Annotated in this window: 13 protein-coding genes; 5 read left to right on the plus strand and 8 right to left on the minus strand. The window is 69.0% G+C overall.

Annotated elements, in window-relative coordinates; genetic code table 11:
- Together CA982_RS13900 and pepN are read left to right on the plus strand one after the other, a co-directional pair.
- Nucleotides 1-695, plus strand: a 695-nt coding sequence (locus CA982_RS13900; RefSeq protein ID WP_144066028.1) for a TetR/AcrR family transcriptional regulator, incomplete at its 5' end; no start/stop codon positions are given.
- Nucleotides 696-714: 19 nt separating this feature from the next.
- Entirely contained in the window at nucleotides 715-3,318 is a 2,604-nt protein-coding gene (gene pepN, locus CA982_RS13905) for an aminopeptidase N (RefSeq protein ID WP_086535905.1), read from the plus strand.
- Nucleotides 3,319-3,331: 13 nt separating this feature from the next.
- Here pepN and CA982_RS13910 read toward each other — a convergent pair whose 3' ends face one another.
- On the minus strand, nucleotides 3,332-4,012 hold the full coding sequence (locus CA982_RS13910) for a response regulator (protein WP_086535906.1): 681 nt from the start codon (nucleotides 4,010-4,012) through the stop codon (nucleotides 3,332-3,334).
- On the minus strand, nucleotides 4,009-5,571 hold the full coding sequence (locus tag CA982_RS13915) for a sensor histidine kinase (protein WP_086535907.1): 1,563 nt from the start codon (nucleotides 5,569-5,571) through the stop codon (nucleotides 4,009-4,011). Before CA982_RS13915 ends, CA982_RS13910 begins: the two co-directional genes overlap by 4 nt.
- A gap of 115 nt (nucleotides 5,572-5,686) precedes the next feature.
- Between CA982_RS13915 and CA982_RS13920 the strand changes: the two genes are divergently transcribed.
- On the plus strand, nucleotides 5,687-7,123 hold the full coding sequence (locus tag CA982_RS13920) for a cation:dicarboxylate symporter family transporter (RefSeq protein WP_086535908.1): 1,437 nt from the start codon (nucleotides 5,687-5,689) through the stop codon (nucleotides 7,121-7,123).
- Between the two features lie 76 nt (nucleotides 7,124-7,199).
- On the opposite strand, the gene CA982_RS13925 is transcribed toward CA982_RS13920, so the two are convergent.
- Both CA982_RS13925 and ctaJ read right to left on the minus strand, forming a co-directional pair.
- Nucleotides 7,200-7,694, minus strand: a complete 495-nt coding sequence (locus CA982_RS13925; RefSeq protein WP_086535909.1) for a DUF5130 family protein — start codon at nucleotides 7,692-7,694, stop codon at nucleotides 7,200-7,202.
- Nucleotides 7,681-7,935 carry an aa3-type cytochrome oxidase subunit CtaJ gene (gene ctaJ, locus CA982_RS13930; RefSeq protein WP_004019594.1) on the minus strand — a complete coding sequence of 85 codons (255 nt, stop codon included), beginning with the start codon at nucleotides 7,933-7,935 and terminating at the stop codon, nucleotides 7,681-7,683. Before ctaJ ends, CA982_RS13925 begins: the two co-directional genes overlap by 14 nt.
- Before the next feature lie 384 nt (nucleotides 7,936-8,319).
- Here ctaJ and CA982_RS13935 point away from each other — a divergent pair, with 384 nt between their 5' ends.
- Nucleotides 8,320-8,766 carry a globin gene (locus CA982_RS13935; protein ID WP_244176267.1) on the plus strand — a complete coding sequence of 149 codons (447 nt, stop codon included), beginning with the start codon at nucleotides 8,320-8,322 and terminating at the stop codon, nucleotides 8,764-8,766.
- A 77-nt stretch (nucleotides 8,767-8,843) separates the two neighbouring features.
- Nucleotides 8,844-10,649, plus strand: a complete 1,806-nt coding sequence (locus tag CA982_RS13940; protein WP_086535910.1) for a glycoside hydrolase family 13 protein — start codon at nucleotides 8,844-8,846, stop codon at nucleotides 10,647-10,649.
- Nucleotides 10,650-10,662: 13 nt separating this feature from the next.
- Here the strand turns inward: CA982_RS13940 and CA982_RS13945 are convergent, their stop codons facing one another.
- The 4 genes from CA982_RS13945 to CA982_RS13960 form a co-directional block, all read right to left on the minus strand.
- A complete protein-coding gene (locus CA982_RS13945) occupies nucleotides 10,663-11,352 on the minus strand; it encodes a DUF8010 domain-containing protein (protein WP_086535911.1) in 690 nt (229 codons plus the stop codon).
- Nucleotides 11,352-11,843 (minus strand): acyl-CoA thioesterase, encoded by a 492-nt coding sequence (locus CA982_RS13950; protein ID WP_086535912.1) that lies wholly within the window; start codon nucleotides 11,841-11,843, stop codon nucleotides 11,352-11,354. The genes CA982_RS13945 and CA982_RS13950 overlap by 1 nt, the downstream gene beginning before the upstream one ends.
- A 73-nt stretch (nucleotides 11,844-11,916) precedes the next feature.
- Nucleotides 11,917-14,178 carry a molybdopterin-dependent oxidoreductase gene (locus tag CA982_RS13955; RefSeq protein WP_086535913.1) on the minus strand — a complete coding sequence of 754 codons (2,262 nt, stop codon included), beginning with the start codon at nucleotides 14,176-14,178 and terminating at the stop codon, nucleotides 11,917-11,919.
- A gap of 82 nt (nucleotides 14,179-14,260) precedes the next feature.
- Entirely contained in the window at nucleotides 14,261-18,991 is a 4,731-nt protein-coding gene (locus tag CA982_RS13960; RefSeq protein WP_086535914.1) for an NAD-glutamate dehydrogenase, read from the minus strand.
- Nucleotides 18,992-18,996: the final 5 nt, after the last annotated feature.

An 18,996-nucleotide genomic window follows, 5' to 3' on the forward strand; every position in this document is an offset into this window, starting at 1 on the left:
CCTCATGCCTCATGCTCATCCAGCGCGCGGTGGCGGACTCGATCATCACCTGCGATCTGCCGGCCGCGTCGCGCCCAGAGACCGACCGGGAGACCTCACCCACGCGCCGCCTCCCCGCCTCCCGTCGCGAGCGGATCCTCGACGCCGCCACCGAACTGTTCTCCGAGCGCGGTTTCCCCGACGTCCGCATCGACGAGATCGCACGCGCCGCGGACGTCTCGATCACCACGCTGTATCAAGAGGTCTCCGGCAAGGCCGACCTCCTCCGGGCGGTCCTGTGGCGCGGTGTGCAGGGAATCCTCTACGTGTCCGGTCATGCACTCACCCGCGCTGCCGCCCCCGATGCCCTCGACGCGCTGATCCGGGTGTTCGTCGAGTACTCCCTGGGCACGCACGGGCGCATCATGCCGGTCTTCACCAGCGACCTGATGTACCTGCCCGACGCCGAGCAGACGCAACTCCGGAACGCGCAGGCGGACTACCGCGCCGAATGGATCGACGCGATCCGATCCCGGAACCCGCTGCTGACGGCGGCCGACGCGAATGCTCTCGCGCAGGCGCTCTTCGGCTTCACCTGCGAGGTCATCGAGTCACCGGAGTTGCGCTCTCGGCCCGGCATCGCGGACGACCTCACGGCGATCGCCTGGGCGATCCTGGACCCCGCCGGGTTGCGTGGAGCGCCGCCCGCGTCCTGAGCTGGATAAGCTGGCCTGCGTGACTGCTCCGAACCTCACCAGAGACCAGGCCCGCGACCGCGCAGCGATTCTCGACGTGTCGAACTATCAGATCGAGCTCGACCTCACCGACGGTTCCGGCGCTCCCGGGACCGAGACCTTCCGATCCACGACGACGGTGCGGTTCTCGGCGACGGAAGGCAGTGAGACGTTCGTCGACCTCGTCGCCCCCACCCTGATCTCGGCGACCCTCAACGGCACCGACCTCGACGTGTCCGGCTTCGACGAGTCGATCGGTATCCCGTTGTCCGGCCTGGCCGCCGACAACACGCTCACGGTGGTCGCCGACTGCGCCTACTCCAACACCGGGGAGGGTCTGCACCGATTCGTCGACCAGTCCGACGACTCGGTCTATCTCTACTCGCAGTTCGAGACCGCCGACGCCAAGCGGATGTTCGCGTGCTTCGATCAGCCCGACCTGAAGGCCACCTACACCGTGACGGTGACCGCCCCGGCGGACTGGAAGGTCATCTCCAACGCGGCGCACGCGGAGGCCCCCGCCGACCCGGACGGTGCCACTTCCGCTGTGGTGCATCGCTTCCGGGAGACCGCACCGATGAGCACCTATCTCGTCGCCCTCATCGCAGGACCGTACGCGGAGTGGACCGATGTCTACTCCGACGAGCACGGTGACATCCCGCTGGGCATCTATTGCCGCGCGTCGCTGGCCGAGTACATGGACGCCGAGCGACTGTTCACCGAGACCAAACAGGGATTCGGGTTCTACCACAAGAACTTCGGCATCCCCTACGCCTTCGGCAAGTACGACCAGCTGTTCGTCCCCGAGTTCAACGCCGGCGCGATGGAGAACGCCGGCGCCGTCACCTTCCTCGAGGATTACGTCTTCCGGTCCCGCGTGACCAAATACCTCTACGAGCGTCGGGCCGAGACCGTCCTGCACGAGATGGCCCACATGTGGTTCGGCGACCTGGTCACCATGCAGTGGTGGGATGACCTGTGGCTCAACGAGTCCTTCGCCACCTTCGCGTCGGTGCTGTGTCAATCCGAGGCGACCGAGTACACCAGCGCCTGGACGACGTTCGCCAACGTCGAGAAGTCCTGGGCCTACCGCCAGGACCAGCTGCCCTCGACCCACCCGGTCGCCGCGGACATCCCCGACATCGCCGCGGTCGAGGTCAACTTCGACGGCATCACCTACGCCAAGGGTGCATCGGTACTGAAGCAGCTCGTCGCCTACGTGGGTCTCGACGACTTCCTCGCCGGGCTGCGCAGCTACTTCGCCGCGCACGAGTTCGGCAACGCGACGTTCGCCGATCTGTTGGGCGCACTGGAGAAGTCGTCGGGACGCGACCTGTCGGACTGGGGCGACCAATGGCTGCGCACCACGGGCATCAACGTCATCCGGCCCGACTTCGAGGTCGACGAGTCCGGCGCCTTCACCCGGTTCACCATCGTCCAGGACGGCGCCGCTCCCGGCGCCGGTGAGACCAGGGTCCACCGCCTGCGCGTGGGCGTCTACGCCGACAACGGCTCGGGCGCCATCGAGCAGACGCACAGCGTCGAGCTCGACATCGAGGGTGAACGCACCGATGTCGCCGACCTCGTCGGTGTGCACCGCGGAGATCTGGTGCTGCTCAACGACGGCGACCTGACCTACGCCTCGGTCCGTCTCGACCCGGAATCGCTGGCCACCGCGACCGCACGGATCGGCGACATCAGCGATCCGATGCCGCGCACCCTGGTGTGGTCGGCGGCGTGGGAAATGACCCGTCAGACCGAGATGCGTGCCCGCGACTTCGTCGAGCTGGTGCGCCGGGGAATCGCCGGCGAATCGGAAATCGGTGTGGTGCAGCGAGTCCTGTTGCAGGCGACGACGGCCATCGAGTCCTACGCCGATCCCGAGTGGGCGGCGACGACAGGCCGTCCCGGGTTCAGTTCGCGCATGCTCGAACTCGCCCGCACCGCCGACGCCGGCTCCGACCATCAGCTCGCATTCGTCAACACCTGGCTCGCCGGCCGGATCAACGACGACCAGACCGACGTGGCCCGCGCGCTCCTCGATGGCGCGGACCCGGCCGAGCACGGACTCGACGGTCTCGCCGTGGACACCGACCTGCGGTGGAAACTGGTGACCGCGCTCGCCACGGCCGGGGCCATCGACACCGATCCGGCATCGACTCCGGTCATCGATGCCGAGGCCGAGCGTGACAACACCGCGACCGGCACGCGGTCAGCGGCCCTGGCCCGGGCAGCGCGTCCACTGGCGGAGGCCAAGGCGGACACGTGGACTCGCGCCGTCGAGGACGACACGCTCTCGAACGTCTACACCCGCACCATGATCGGCGGGTTCGCCCGCCCCGGGCAGGGCGAGCTCCTCGAGCCCTACGTCGATAAGTACTTCGACGCCGTTCCCCAGGTGTGGGCGCGGCGGTCCAGCGAGGTCGCGCAGACGGTCGTCATCGGGCTGTACCCGAGCTGGGCGATGTCGCAGCACGCCCTCGACCTCGCGGCGGAGTTCCTGTCCGGGGATCACCCGTCCGCGCTCAAGCGGCTGATCGCCGAGGGCCGCGACGGCGTGGCACGGTCGCTGCGAGCACGCGCCTTCGACGCCCAGGAGGGCTGAACCGGCTCCTGGGTCAGCGCCGTCGCCAGCGGTAGCGCACCTGCGGGCGGCCCGCCGAGCCGTATTCGGTGTCGCGTTCGAGGACGTGGTCGTCGGCGAGCCGCTCGAGGTAGCGCCATGCGGTGACCCGCGACGATCCGAGGGCGCGGGCGACCTCGGAGGCGGTGAGCCCGTCGGAGCTGTCGCGGACCGCCCGGCTCACCGCGTCCTCGGTCTGCGGCGCGGCGCCCTTCTTCGCCGACCGGCGGGTGTCGCTCGTGCGCAGTTCGGCGAGCGCCCGATCGACATCTCGCTGGCTGACCGCGTCGGCGTCCCCGGTGAGCGCCTCGCGGTACCGCAGATACTGCTCGATCTTCTCCCGGAACGCGGCGAAGGTGAACGGTTTCAGCAGGTAGAGGAGCACTCCGCGCGACATCGCGCTGCGCACCGTCGCGAGGTCGCGCTGGGCGGTGATCGCGATGACGTCGGGCGCCGGGCGCACACCCGACAGTGCGGAGGCGAGGTCGACCCCGCGGGCGTCGGGCAGACCCAGGTCGAGCAGAACCAGGTCCACCGGTCCGGCGGTCGCCATCCGGAGAGCCTCCTGCGCCGTGGACACCGCGCCCACGACCTCGAACCCGCCCAGTCGCACGAGATAGTCGCGGTGCGCCTCGGCGATCACCGGCTCGTCCTCGACGATCAGGACGCGGATCATGATCGGCTCGCCCCCTGGTCGTCGGCGCGCATACGCACCGTGATGACCGAACCGTAGGTGTTCTCGGCGCTCATCGTCCCGTGCCGGCGCGCGACGACCTGGGCGACGAGCGCGAGACCGAGCCCGCGGCCGGCGGCGTCGCCACCCGCCTTGGTCGAGTAGCCCCGGGTGGTCGCGCGCTTGAACAGTTCGGCGTCCATGCCGGTTCCGCTGTCGGCGACGACGATGTCGAGCATGCGGTCGTCCCCGACGACGGTCACCTCGACCCACGGGTCGGCCGGATCACAGGCGTCGAGGGCGTTGTCGATCAGGTTGCCCACGACCGTGATCATCTCGCCGGGTGTGAGAATCCGGGTGGCGGCGTCACTCACCTGCGACTCCTCGGTCAGCGACAGCGGGATTCCGCGCTCGGCGGCCTGGGCGGTCTTGCCCAGCAGCAGGGCGACCAGCGCGGGTTCGGCCACCGCCTGGGTCATCCGGTCGATGAGCTGCTGGGACAACTCGAACTCGGTGGTCGCGAGTCGGACCGCCTCGTCGGGCCGGCCCATCTCGACCAGCGCGACGATCGTGTGCAACCGGTTGGCGGCCTCGTGTGCCTGCGATCGGAGAGCCTCGGCGAAGCGCGTCATCGAGTCGAGTTCGCCCATCGCCTCCTCGAGCTCGGTGCGGTCGCGGATGGTCACCACCGACGACCTGCGGCGGCCCGACACCGGGGAACGGCTCACCAGCAGCACCCGGCCCCGGTCGGCATAGGTCACGTCCGTCTCCTCGTCGCCGTCGGTGAGGAACGCCGGCAGGTCGTCGGGGGACGTGTCGGCCTCGATCCCGAGCAGGCGACGCGCCTCGGAGTTGACGAGGGCGGGTCGCCCGTCCTCCACCACGACCAACCCCTCCCGCACGGACCGCAGCACGGCGTCGTGATGGTCATACATCAACCGGAGTTCCCCGGGCGCCAGACCGCCGGTCTGCCGCAGCAGGCGTCGCCGAATCCACCACACACCGCCCACTGCGGTGGCCAGCGCGGCGAACGCGGCGAGTGCGATGAGGGGCAGCTGACCACGCCAGGCCGAGGTCAGCGTGCGCTGCGTGATCCCGGCGGCGACCATCCCCACCACGCGACCGTCCGGGGTGCGGACCGGCGCGATCGTGCGGATGGACGGCCCGAGGGTGCCGGTGTAGTTCTCGGTGACGGTCTGCCCCCGCAGGGCGGCATCGATGCTGCCCAGGTACGGCTCACCGATGCGGGTGGGATCGGTGTGGGTGTAGCGGGTCCGGTCCGGTGCGAGCACGGTGATGAAAGCGATCCCGGTCGCCGCGCGAACGCGTTCGGTGACCGGCTGGAGCACCGCACTCGGGTCCGCGGAGGTGAGTGCGGCGACGGTCGACGGCGACTCCGCGAGGCTGACCGCCACCGCGGTGACCTCGGCCCGCGCCGCGCGGTTCCCGTCGATCCGGGCGTCGACAGCCGCGAGGACGCTCTCGGCCACGACGACCACCGCGAACACCGCCAGCGCGAGGGCCGCGACCTGCCCGGCGAGCGTTCGCGGGTACCAGCGCATTCCTGCCGACCTCGTTCCCTGTCTGAACGTAATGAACACAATCGTGACCCGCGTCACCCCATCGGGCCACAATCCTAATCACTGTTGTCCGAGGTGTACGAGGAGAGAATCACCGATGAACATTCGAGGCAGGTCCGGCGGCTCACCGGCCGGAGAAGGTTCCGATCCGATCGCGACCACGCCTGACGATACGGCCGATGCGCCGACGCCGGCCAAGCGGGATCGCACCCATTGGCTCTACATCGGCGTCATCATCGCGGTGGTCGCGGGTGTCGTGGTGGGGCTGGTCGCACCCGGCGTCGGCAAAGACCTCGGGGTGCTCGGCACGATGTTCGTCAGCCTGATCAAGATGATGATCGCCCCGGTCATCTTCTGCACGATCGTGCTCGGCATCGGTTCGGTCCGCAAGGCGGCGACGGTCGGCAAGGTCGGCGGACTCGCCTTCGTCTATTTCCTCGCGATGTCGACCGTCGCGCTGGCCATCGGCCTGGTCGTCGGCAACATCATCCAGCCGGGCGACGGCCTCAACATCGAGTCGGTGTCGGGCAAGGGCCAGGCACTGGCCGACGACGCACACGAGTCCGGCGGCACGCTGGACTTCATCCAGGGCATCATCCCGGAGTCGATGCTGTCCGCCCTGACCGAGGGCAGCGTGCTGCAGGCCCTCTTCGTCGCTCTGCTCGTCGGTTTCGCGATCCAGGCCATGGGCCGCACCGGCGAACCGATCCTGACCGCGGTCTCCTACTTCCAGAAGCTCGTCTTCAAGGTGCTGACGATGGTGCTCTGGGTGGCCCCGATCGGCGCGTTCGGCGCGATCGCCAGCGTCGTCGGACAGACCGGCTGGGCGGCGGTCCAGCAGCTGCTGACGCTGATGCTCGCCTTCTACCTGACCTGTCTGGTGTTCGTCTTCGGCGTGCTCGGCGTGATGCTGAGGACGGTGTCGGGTGTCTCGATCTTCAAGCTCGTTCGCTACCTCGCCCGCGAATACCTGCTCATCTTCGCGACGTCGTCGTCGGAGTCCGCACTGCCTCGCCTCATCGCGAAGATGGAACACCTCGGGGTGGAGAAGACAACCGTCGGCGTCGTGGTGCCGACCGGATACTCGTTCAATCTCGACGGGACCGCCATCTACCTCACCATGGCGTCGATCTTCATCGCCGATGCGATGGGCGACCCGCTGTCGGTCGGGGAACAGATCGGCCTGCTCGCCTTCATGATCATCGCCTCCAAGGGCGCCGCGGGTGTCAGCGGTGCGGGCCTGGCCACGCTCGCCGGTGGATTGCAGGCCCATCGTCCCGACATGCTCGACGGGGTCGGCCTCATCGTCGGTATCGACCGGTTCATGTCGGAGGCCCGCGCGGTCACCAACTTCTCCGGCAACGCGGTCGCGACGCTGCTCGTCGGCTCGTGGACCAGCACGGTCGACAAGCAGCGCGTCGACGACGTGCTGTCGGGCCGTGAACCGTTCGACGAGACCAACATGGTCGATGACGAACTCGACGGGGACGCCACGACCCCGCGCGGCGCCCACGAGAAGGTCCTCACCCACTGAGGCAGACGCCACGGCAACGACGAGGCCGCCCCACCGGAAGGTGGGGCGGCCTCGTGGTCTGTGCGGGTGCGGGCGGTCAGCTCGCGGCGGCGGCGGTGGCCATCACACGCAGTGCGGCGATCAGCCCGTCGATCAGGTTGCCCTGGCGGAAGCCGGTGACTGCGGCGGTGACGCCCAGGGCGGCCACGCGGTCGTTCACGCGGCTCGACACCAGGCTGCCGGAGACGATGACCACGTCGCGCGTGTTCGGCGAGACGGCGATCAGGGTGCCGTAGGCGGGCTCCGGCGACTTCGCGAGGATCGCGCGCGCACTGGCCTCGACGTCGCCGTCGAGATCGCCGATGTACACCGAGAACCGGACGAGGGCCTTCTCGCTGGCGGCTTTCAGCGTGTCGTCGAGCGCGATCAGATCGCGCTTGCTGAACGGCGGCGTCGTCGGCGAGTCACCGGGATAGCGCGCCGCGGAGATGCGACCACTGTTGGTGAACACCGCGCCCACGGGCAGTTCGGCGGCCGACCGGGCGGCGACCTCGGCGCTCACATTCGCGTGCGTAACCTCACCACTTGCCACTGGCCGAACTCCCGTCAACGTCGCTGGGCTCCGCATGCCGCGGAAGTGCCATCGGTTCGATGTCGGTGGCACTGAAGAGAAGCGGTGCATGCTCCCACTGCTGGTCGAGGGTGTACTCCTTGACCTTCGGGTACTTGACCCCGGAGGAGAACACCATCGCGACAACACAGAGCAGCACGAAGAGCACCGTCACGATCGTGACTGGCACTCCGATGGGGACGATCAGGCTGTCGACGTCCATGTCACCCTTTCGATGGTCGTGCCGGACCCGCCCGGTTGTCGGCGCAGGTCATCGTTCATCAATCTAACCCACCGGACACCGCCCGGCGCACCGGGGCCTACAGCGCGTCGTAGACGTGCGAGACGACCTCGTGCGCCCGGTGGACGCCTCACGCGGCGCCCGCGCCGATGTACCGCGGCCAGGCCGGATCGACGTCGTCGATCGTCGCGAGCAACCGCCCGTGCGTCCGGTCGCGGCGCATCAGCGCGACCCGGATCATCGGTCGCCCCCGACGAGCCCGAGTCCATCAGGCCACGCTCCCCGTGACGCCGGTGTCACGGTGTCGGGCCAGCTCACAGCTCTGGCTCGGCCGCCACGTTGAGACACGCGGCCGGGGTGAGGACAATGGTCGAGGTGACTGGCGAACCCAACACATCCCCTCCGACCCCACCGGCGCCGGAGACCCCGGCGCGGACCTTCTACGACGAGGTCGGCGGCGCCGAGACGTTCCGGCGCCTCACCGCTGCGTTCTACGCCGAGGTGGCGCGCGACGAGGTGCTGCGACCGCTGTATCCCGAGGAGGATCTCGGGCCTGCCGAGCGTCGTATGCGGATGTTCCTCGAGCAGTACTGGGGCGGGCCCCGGACCTACTCCGATGAGCGCGGCCACCCCCGACTCCGCATGCGTCACAACCCGTTCCGTGTCGGGCCGATCGAGCGGGACGCCTGGCTCCGCTGCATGCACACCGCGATCGCCTCCATCGACGACGAGACCCTCGACGCGCCGCATCGCCGGGCATTGACCGACTACATGGAGATGGCGGCGCAATCGATGATGAATTCGCCCATCTGAGTGCGGTTTCCCTCCCGACACGCCGCCCGACTCGCCGACTGACCTGGATTTCTCCGAGAAAACTCAGGTAGGGCACAATGACCACGGTGAGCGACGAGACACCAGATGTTGTCCCCGCCGAGCCAACTGGCGGGGGTCAGCCCGAGGACGCGCCGTACGACGACGGCGCGATCGAGTCGGATGTCGATGCGCTCGACGAGCCGGCCCCGACCGAGTCGGTCGCCGACGCGGCGATCGTGGCGGCGGACACACCGGTCGCACGGCCCGTTGTGCCCCAGCTGGATCCGTCCGACACCTCGTGGTGGAAGTCCGCGGTCTTCTACCAGATCTATCCGCGCTCGTTCTCCGATCTCGACGGCGACGGGGTGGGCGACCTCGCCGGGGTCATCGACAAACTCGGCTATCTCGAACTGCTCGGAGTCGATGCGATCTGGCTCAGTCCGATCATGGCCTCCCCCATGGCCGATCATGGTTACGACGTCTCCGATCCGCGCGACATCGATCCCCTCTTCGGCGATCTCGAGGTGTTCGACGACCTCGTCGCCGAGGCCCATGAGCGCGACATCCGCGTGACGATGGACCTCGTCCCCAATCACACGAGCGATCAGCACGAGTGGTTCGTCGCCGCACTCGCGTCGGCACCGGGCAGTTCCGAGCGCGAGCGGTACATCTTCCGCGACGGCCGCGGTGACGGCGGCGACGAGCCGCCGAACAACTGGCACAGCATCTTCGGTGGACCGGCCTGGACGCGCGTGACCGAGGCCGACGGTTCGCCGGGACAGTGGTACCTGCACATCTTCGCGACGGAACAGCCGGACCTGAACTGGGAGAACCCCGACGTCTTCGCCGATCTGGAGAAGACGCTGCGCTTCTGGCTCGACCGGGGCGTCGACGGTTTCCGCATCGACGTCGCGCACGGCATGGCCAAGCCCGCCGATCTACCGGACATGGATCTGTCGGCGACCAAACTCCTGCAGAACTCCGATGACGATCCGCGCTTCAACAACTATGCGGTACACGAGATCCACCGCAAGATCCGCAAGGTCCTCGACGAGTACCCCGGCGCGGCCAATGTCGGCGAGATCTGGGTGAGCGACAACGAGCGGTTCGCCGAATATCTGCGGCCCGACGAGCTCCATCTCGGGTTCAACTTCCGACTCGCCAAGGCGCCGTTCGAATCCGGTGCGATCAGGGAGGCCATCGAGAACTCGCTCGACGCGGTCCTGTCGGTGTCGGGCACTCCCACGTGGACGCTGTCCAATCACGATGTCGCCCGGGAGGTCACCCGCTACGCGGTCGTCGATCCGGACTCCGGCGCGCTCGATCTCGAGCGGGGCACCCGGCGTGCCCGCGCGATGCTCGTCGTCGAAATGGCCTTGCCCGGAACGATCTTCCTCTACAACGGAGCCGAGCTGGGACTGCCCAACGTCGATGACCTGCCGGACGACGCCCTGCAGGACCCGGTGTGGGAGCGTTCCGGACGCACCGAACGCGGACGCGACGGATGTCGCGTACCGATTCCCTGGGAAGGGACCGAGCCCCCGTTCGGATTCAGCACATCGACCGACACCTGGTTGCCGATCCCGGCCTCGTGGCAGGCACTCACCGTCGAAGCCCAGCTCGAGGACGTAGGGTCGATGCTGTCGCTCTACCGCGCCGCCATCGACCTGCGCGTGTCTCGCCCGGAGTTCGCCGGTGACCACCTCGAGTGGTACGGCGCGCCCGAGGGGTGCCTGGCATTCCGTCGCTCCGAGGGCAGGCTGGTCTGTGCCCTGAACGCGGGCGAGGTGCCAGTACCCCTCCCACCCGGCGAATTGCTGCTCGTCAGTTCACCTCTGGTCGACGGCCTGCTCGCGCCGGACGCGGCGGCCTGGCTGGTGTGACGGGCCCGGCCGTCTAGTTCAGGACGGTGACCGCGAGATCGCGGTGACGGCGCTGGTACACCGACCCGAAGCGCGCATCGATCCGAATCCACGCCGCGGACATCCTGATTCGCACCGGCTCGTCGGCCGCGATCGCACCGGTGTCGGAGGTCTCGGTGACCGCGCGTCCGGCCTCGTCGCGGATGAACCCCATCCCGGTGAGGGCAAAGACCGACCTCATGTTCACCGCGGCCCGCAGTGCGCCGTCCGCGGACGTGACCTCCAGGACGTCCTGGTCGAGCAGCCCCGTTGCGGGACCGTGCCCGCTGCCTTCCTCGCGCGCGACCCGCGCTCCCTCCCGGGACAGTTCGACGACGCTGCGGGCGGGGACGTCGTCGATGTGCCGGAAGCCGACCACTGCCGGAAGCGCCCCGCGCCAGGCACTGTCGAGCGAGAAGCCGGGATCGACCGCATCGCCGGGGCCGGCCGCCTCCACGGCCGATCGCAGTGTCGACGCGTCGCACACCACGTCGGCCGGTGCGATCCGTCCGGTCACCGAACGCGTGGCCAGGACGTCGAATCCGGTGTGTGCCCACAGGGCCACCAGTCCATCTGATCGCGCCACCACCCGGACGACCGCCGCGTCGTCGAGACGCACCGCGTGGGCCAGGAATGCGAGGGCATTGGATCGGTCGGACGACGCGATCTCGATGAACCGCTCCATCAGCTGGGCCCCGTGGACCGATCGACGGATTCCCCTGTGGCACGACGGAATCCGGCGAGGTACTCCTTCTGCTCCGGGGTGAGTCGCGCGATCCGCTGCGTCCCGACGTCAAAGGCGACGAGCTGCGTGCTGGCGACGACGGCGGGGCGCGAGGCGGGGTCGGCGCCCGCCGCCCGCACCTCGTAACCGACGGTGAAGTCGACGGCACGTAGACGCTCCACGTACATGGTGACCTCGATCGGCCCCTCGGAATGACGCAGCTGCGCTTGATATCTCACATGCAGGTCGGCGACGAGGCAACCGTCCCGGAGAGGTGCCGTCGGCCGCCCGTCGTAGAACAGCCAGGGGATGCGGGCCTCCTCGAGCAGCGTCACCATCCGGGCATGGTTGATGTGCGCGTACACATCCATGTCCGACCACCGGACCGGCACCCGGACCACATATCCGTCGGCGGTCGTGGTCCCGGCGTCCTCGTTGAGCACGTGCGTCATCCCCTGTCAGATCGGTGTCGGCGGGCGACCCTCGCGGCCGCCCCGGCCCAACCCTACGCACTCCCCGACCCGGTCAGGCAGGCGCGATCTCCACGGGGAGGCCGTTGAGGACGACGGTTCCCGACAGCGGATCCAGCACGGCGCCGTCGTTGAGCTCGTTCACGTTCACCCCTGGATCGGCGGCGGCGACGCCCAGCCGGACGCCCTCGACATCGTGACCCCAGCCGTGCGGCAGGGAGGCGACGCCGGGCCGGATGTCGGTGGTGATCTCGACGGGTACGGTCAGCGACCCGCCCGCGCCTCGGATCTTGGCGACGTCGGAGATGCCGAGCCGGTCGGCGTCGTCGGGGTGCATGTGGAGGGTGCAGCGATTGGTGCCGCCGGTGAGTGCGGGGAGGTTGTGCATCCAACTGTTGTTGGACCGCAGATGACGGCGACCGACCAGCAGCAGGCCACCCTCGGCGACCGGACCCGGGCTGTCGTCCGCGGACACCGCGGCCCACAGCCGGGCGAGGTCGCCGATGAGCGGATCGGGAGCGAGTTCGACCTTGCCGGATGCCGTGCGCACCACCCCGGGCAGTCGCGGTCGCATGGGTCCCAGGTCGATCCCGTGGGGTGCGGCCAGCAGGTCGGCGAAGGTCAATCCCGCGCGTGTTCCGAAGGCGTCGCCGTACGCGCCGACGCGCAACAGCATGTCCAGGCGGCGTTGATGTCCCGGTGCGTCGGGCAGCATCGCGACGAGGGACTCGACGTCGCGACCCGCGACCGGCGAATGCGGGTCGGTGACCTCCTTGGCCAGCGTCGCGGCGATGACCTGTTCGTCGACGAGCCCGGGGTCGGCATCGACCCCGACGCCGGAGAGGCCGAGGATCAGTCGGGCGACGATCTCGATCTCGTCTGGACGGCCCGGCGGGAGCGGCAGTACGGGCGGCGAGTAGCGAGCGGTGGCCCGAACGGCCAGATTGTTCAGGATGGCGTCGAAATGCGGACTCTGCGACGGGCGCGGGGGCGGCAGCAGAACGTGCGCGTGCCGCGTCGTCTCGTTGAGGTACGGGTCGACACAGACCACGAACTGGGCGTCGTCGAGTGCGCGCCCCAGCCGTGCGCCGTTGGGTGCCGACAGGACCGGGTTCCCCGACACCGTCACCAGCGCGCGCAGCCGGCCGTCGCCGGGGGTCTCGAACTCCTCGGCCATCGCGACGGCGGGCAGCTCGCCGCCGACCTCCGCGTGACCGGACACCCGGCTTCGCCAGCGCCCGGTGCGGAATCCGCGACCGGCGCGGGCCGGGCGCGGCGACGGCGCCGTCGGGGCCAACGGGAACATCACTCCCCCGGGCCGGTCGAAATTGCCGGTGAGGATGTTCACCACGTCGATGAGCCAGCTGCCCAGCGTGCCGAATTGCACTGTGGTGGTGCCCATCCGGCCGTAGACAGCAGCCGAGGGGGCTGCGGCGATCGATCGCGCGAGCGCTCGGATGTCTGCCGCCGCCACGCCGCAGAACGCCTCGACACGTTCGGGTGCGAAGGCATCCATCGCCCGCCGCAGCGCCTCGACGCCAAGGACGTGGGTGGCTGCCCCGCCCAGGTCGTCGGCGACGAGGTCGTCGTCGAACAGGCACTGCACGACCGCGGCCAACAACGCCGCGTCGGTGCCGGGCCGCGGCGCCAGGTGGGTGTCGGCGAGTTTGGCTGTGCGGGTACGGGCCGGGTCGATGACGGTGAGCCGTCCACCGCGCCGCCGCAGCGCGGTGAGTTTGCCCGGGAAGTCGGCGGTCGTGGTGACACTGCCGTTGGAGACCACCGGATTCGCTCCGATGATCACGAGGTGGTCCGTGCGGTCGAGATCGGGAACGGCGAAGGTCCCCGCATGTCCGACCAGATAGCCGGTGGCCGCCTGCTTCGGCATCTGATCGAGTGTGCTGGCGCTGAACACGTTCCGGGTGCCGAGGGCCCGGATGAGCAACGGCGCGTACATCGTCCCGGCGACGGTATGGGCGGACGGGTTGCCGAGATAGAAGCCGATCGACTCGCCCCCGGACGTCGCGATCACCTCGTTCAGTCCCTCGACGGCGGCTGTGAGCGCTGTGTCCCAGTCGGTGTCGACGAGCCGGCCGTCGCGCCGGATGAGCGGCCGGTCGAGGCGATCGGGATCGTTGTCGAGCTGTGCGAAACTCGCACCCTTCGGACAGAGATAGCCGGCGCTGAACACGTCGTCGGCGTCACCGCGTGCCGCGATGACGGTCTCGCGGCCCGTCGTGCGGTCCCGGTCGATGCTGAGGGTCAGACCGCAGGTGGCCTCGCAGAGCGGGCAGATGCGCGGTGCGGTTCGGGTCATGGGCCCAGGCTAGGCCCGTCTGCCCCCGACCCGCGGCGAATCGGCCGGGGCGGCCGCGAGCCGACCGAGGGCGCCGGTTCGGTCAGCGGATCATGCTGCGCAGCTGGCGAGCGGCGACCGAGAGGGTGGCCAGGTCCGCGGTGCCGGTCTCGTCGATCTCCCGGAGCACGCTGCGCACCCGACTCAGCCGGTTGGACTGGGACGACTCCCATTCGGCGATCTTCTCGGCCGTGCTCTCCTCGGGCTCGCTGACCTCGAGGATCTTCAGGGTCAGAGCACGCAGCGCGCCGTGCATGTCGTCACGCACGGCCAGCCGCGCAAGCGCATGCCACCGGTCGCCGTAGTCGAGATCCGACACCGCCGTCAGCAGTTGCTCGAGCCCGAAATGTTCCATCACCGCGAAGTACAGCTCGCCGACCTCGGCGTCGTCGCGGTCCGCGATCTCGGCGGCGTCGATGATGTCGAGGAGGCAGAATCGGTGCAGGCTCACCGCGACGGTGTGCGCGAGGTCCTCGGGCACACCGAGATCGACATACCCCTGAGCCCGCTCGGCGACGTCGCGCACCGACGTCGGGCCGTACCAGTCGTCGGCGACGGTGGACAGCTCCGCCACCCGCTCGCCGTAGCGGGTGATCTCGGCGGCCATGGCCAGGGGTTGCGGCCGGAAGGCCAGCAACCACCGTGAGGCCCGGAACAGCAGACGGCGCGCGTAGAGCATCATCTCGTCGACGGCCTCGACCGGGGCGGGCGCGTGTCGGATGTCCTCGATCACCTCGTTCATGCCGAAGACCTTGTTGGACACCACGTAGGCGCGCACGCCCTCCTCCGTCGTGCAGCTGCTCCCCTCGCTCAACCGGAACAGATGCGTCATCCCGGCGTGGTCGACGACGTCGTTGACGAGGGTCGTCGCCACGATCTGGCGGCGCAGCCGGTGTCCGCTGATCGCGTCGGGATACGTCGTGCGCACCGCGTCCGGGAAGTAGCGCGCGATGCGGGGTGCGAAGACGTCGTTGTCGGGCAGGTCGGTGGCGAGCAGGTCGGATTTGGACTCGAGCTTGACGTGCGCCATGAGGGTCGCGAACTCCGGTGAGGTCAGACCGCGGTGGAGCTCGCCCCCGACGCGCCGACGCAGCTCGCGCGGCTCGGGCAGCGCTTCCAGGCGTAGGTCGACGCCCCGCTTGGCTGCGAGGTGCTCGAGCATGCGGGCGTGGACCTCGACGCGCGTCAGCTCGAAGGTGCGGCAGAAGCCGAGCTCGGAGTTCTGTGAGATGTTGTCGGCGAGAACGAGTTCGGCGACCTCGTCGGTCATCGACTCCAGCAGCGGATCCCGGTCGGCGACGTCGAGCTCACCCGCGGAGACCGCCGAGTCGAGCAGGATCTTGATGTTGACCTCGTGGTCGGAACAGTCGACCCCGGCCGAGTTGTCCAGGGCATCGGTGTTGATACGCCCCCCGGCGAGGTCGAATTCGATCCGCCCCCGCTCGGTGACCCCGAGATTGCCGCCTTCGCCGATCACCTTGGCCCGCACCTCGTTTCCGTCGACGCGGATCAGGTCGTTGGACTTGTCACCGACGCTCCCGTGCGATTCCGTCGAGGCCTTGACGTAGGTGCCGATGCCGCCGTTCCACAGCAGGTCGACCGGGGCGAGCAGGATCGCGCGGATCAGCTCCGGCGGCGAGAGTTCGTCGACGCCCTCCTCGATGCCCAGCGCGGCCGCCATCTCGGGACTGATCGGGATGGACTTGCGATCGCGCGCCCAGACGCCGCCGCCCGCGCTGAGCAGGCTCGTGTCGTAGTCGGCCCACGAGGACCGCGACAGCCCGAAGAGACGTGCGCGTTCGGCGAACGACTCGGCCGCCTGCGGGTCGGGGTCGACGAAGATGTGCCGATGATCGAAGGCGGCGACGAGCCGGATGTGCTCGCTGAGCAACATGCCGTTGCCGAACACGTCCCCGCTCATGTCGCCGATCCCGACGACGGTGAAGTCCTCGGACTGGGTGTCGGTGCCCATTTCGCGGAAGTGACGCTTGACCGACTCCCAGGCCCCGCGGGCGGTGATGCCCATGGCCTTGTGGTCGTAACCGGCCGAACCGCCGGACGCGAACGCATCGCCGAGCCAGAACCCGTACGACCTCGACACCTCGTTGGCGATGTCGGAGAAGGAGGCGGTGCCCTTGTCGGCCGCGACTACCAGATACGTGTCGTCGGAGTCGAGCCGGACGACCCCGCGGGCCGGGATCACCTCGCCGGTCGTCAGGTCGATGTTGTCGGTGACGTCGAGCAACCCGGCGATGAACTGCCGGTAGCACGCGATCCCCTCCTCCCGCTGCGCCTCCCGGTCCCGCGCGGCGTCCCCGGAGGGTGGCGGCGGTCGCTTGACGACGAAACCGCCCTTTGCGCCGAGCGGCACGATCACCGCGTTCTTCACCGCCTGCGCCTTCGCCAGTCCGAGGATCTCGGTTCGGAAGTCCTCCCGGCGATCCGACCATCGCAGGCCGCCGCGGGCGACCGAGCCGAATCGGAGATGAACGCCCTCCACGCGCGGCGAGTACACGAAGATCTCATGCAGCGGACGGGGTTTGGGGGTCTGCGGGATGTCGCGCGGGCGGAGTTTGAACGAGATGACCGGACGGTGGTCGGTGTCGCCGGACCGGCCGCCGACGAAATAGTTCGTGCGATCGGTCGCGATGAGGACCGCCGCGAAGGCGGAGACGATGCGGTCGGCGTCGAGGCTCAGCACGAGCCCGATCTCCCCGTCGAGCCGTTCGCGCAGCTCCTGTCGGCGCTCCTCGTCGGCGGTCTCGGGGTCGAACGACGCCACGAACAGGTCGACGAGGCCACGGGTGATGGCCAGATGCTGACCGAGGACGCTGGCGACGTGGGCCGAACTGTACGAGAACCCACACTGGCGCAGGTACTGGCCGTAGGCCCGCAACATCGCCGCCGACCGCCAGTCCAGGCCCGACCGGATGACGAGTTCGTTGTAGGCGTCGACATCCGCACCGGCCAGCCAGATACGCCGGAAGGCCTCGGTGAACCGGTCCGCCAGATCGTCGGAGTGATCGAGGTCGACGGTCATCCCGGCGGCGAGCTGCACACTGAATTCGTATGCCCAGCACACGGTGTCGTCGAGCCGATGGATCTCGTACGGATGCTCCTCGAGGACGTCGAGCCCGAGGCTGTGCAACACCGGCAGGACATCGGTGAGTGTCGCCGACGCACCGCAGAGGTAGAGCGTGAAGATCCACCGGTCCTGCTGATCGTCGGCGCCCGCCTCGGCGGCGTCGAGGGTCACGTCGATCTGACCCGGCTGCAGGCCCACGACTCGGATGAGGTCGGCCAGCGCAGCGCGGGGTTCGCGAAGTTCTTTGTAATCCTCCGACAACGAGGACAACTGGCGCAGCAGCACGTCCGGACCACCGTCGAGTCCGGGGATCTCCTCGGCAAGGGCGAGTTCACGGACCCGCTCGTCCCAGCCGCGGATCGCGGCGACCAGCGCGCCCTGCATCCGCGCATGCGCCGGCGATCCGGTGTCGACGGAGCCGAGCTCGGCCGCGGTCGCCGGATCGATGCAGACCAGCACCTGCAGCAGCGCCAGTGGCATCTCACTGACGCGCGCCGTGTATTCCAGTGCCGTCCCGTCGACCTCGGCCACCAGCGCGCGTTCGAGGGCCAGCCGGCTGTGGGTGTTGTAGCGGTCCCGGGGAAGGTAGATGAGCGCGACCGCGGTGCGTCCGTCGAAGTTGGTGCGCACGAAGAGGCGCAACGACCGCGTCGCCACCGCGTCGAGCATCTCGGTGAGCCGACGTTCGAGCTCGTCTTCGGTGGACGAGAACATCTCCACCAGTGGGTAGTTCTGCAACAGTTCGATCATCGACTGCCCGGCAAAGGAGTCCTCCTCGACTCCCGCGTGCGCGAGGACGTCGTGCACCTTGCGCCGTAGCACCGGGACGTCGAGGACGGCCTGATGGTTGCCCGCCGAGGTCAGGGTGCCCAGGAACCGATGCTCCCCGTCGTGTTCGCCATCCTCGTCGAACGTCGGAACCTGAAGGAGCACAGGGAAATTGGTACGCTGCACGCCGGTCGCCACGAACACTCGGCTCACCCTGGGCACCAGCGGACGGTCCGTCACCGACGGGAAGTCGCGGTCGATGGAGCCGGTCCGCCACACGCCGAACCGCTCGGCGTCCGCGGCGGACCCGTCGACTCCCACCCGCGAGTAACCCAGCAGAAGGAAGTGGTTGCCCGCGAACCACTCCAGCAGGGCGGCATACTCGTCTCGATCCGCATCGGAGACGCCTGTCTGCGCACGCGGCGCTTCGGCCATCCCGCCGGCACACGCGACCATGCGAGAGCGCATCTCCGGTGCATCGGCATCGACGTCGATGACCCGCGAGACGACGTCGCGCAGATCGTCGCGCAACGGTTCGGGATCGATGCCGGGATGTCGCGCGAGACCGCTGACGACGATCCACGACTCGGAGGTCGCCTCGCCGGCGTCCACGGCGACGAGCGTGCCGTCGGCGTCGCGTCGTACCGGCATCACCGGATGATCCATGTGGTCGACGGTGAGATCGTGGGCCTCGACGGTCGCCAGGACGGCTTCGACGAGCATCGGCATGTCGTCGTTGACGACGAGGATCTCGACGGTCCCGCCCTCGCCCGCAGTCACCTCGACGAGCGCCTGACCACGGCGGCGTACCCGAGCGGCGTCGAGATGTCTGGCCACCTGGTCGGCGGCCGACTCGCCCGCCGACCCATCGGTGCGCGTCCTGAAATAGCGGTTCACCGCGTCCGGCACGAGTGACGTCACATCTG

Origin of the sequence: Gordonia lacunae (genome assembly GCF_002149015.1) — a bacterium.
GTDB classification, from domain to species: Bacteria; Actinomycetota; Actinomycetes; order Mycobacteriales; family Mycobacteriaceae; genus Gordonia; species Gordonia lacunae.

Bases quoted from the DNA above. Each gene is read 5' to 3' on its own strand.
- CA982_RS13945 (WP_086535911.1), bottom strand. From the start codon at position 11,352: ATGGAGCGGTTCATCGAGATCGCGTCGTCCGACCGATCCAATGCCCTC.
- CA982_RS13955 (WP_086535913.1), bottom strand. From the start codon at position 14,178: ATGACCCGAACCGCACCGCGCATCTGCCCGCTCTGCGAGGCCACCTGC.
- CA982_RS13920 (WP_086535908.1), top strand. From the start codon at position 5,687: ATGAACATTCGAGGCAGGTCCGGCGGCTCACCGGCCGGAGAAGGTTCC.
- CA982_RS13940 (WP_086535910.1), top strand. From the start codon at position 8,844: ATGACCACGGTGAGCGACGAGACACCAGATGTTGTCCCCGCCGAGCCA.
- ctaJ (WP_004019594.1), bottom strand. From the start codon at position 7,935: ATGGACGTCGACAGCCTGATCGTCCCCATCGGAGTGCCAGTCACGATC.
- CA982_RS13910 (WP_086535906.1), bottom strand. From the start codon at position 4,012: ATGATCCGCGTCCTGATCGTCGAGGACGAGCCGGTGATCGCCGAGGCG.
- CA982_RS13935 (WP_244176267.1), top strand. From the start codon at position 8,320: ATGGTCGAGGTGACTGGCGAACCCAACACATCCCCTCCGACCCCACCG.
- CA982_RS13915 (WP_086535907.1), bottom strand. From the start codon at position 5,571: ATGCGCTGGTACCCGCGAACGCTCGCCGGGCAGGTCGCGGCCCTCGCG.
- CA982_RS13950 (WP_086535912.1), bottom strand. From the start codon at position 11,843: ATGACGCACGTGCTCAACGAGGACGCCGGGACCACGACCGCCGACGGA.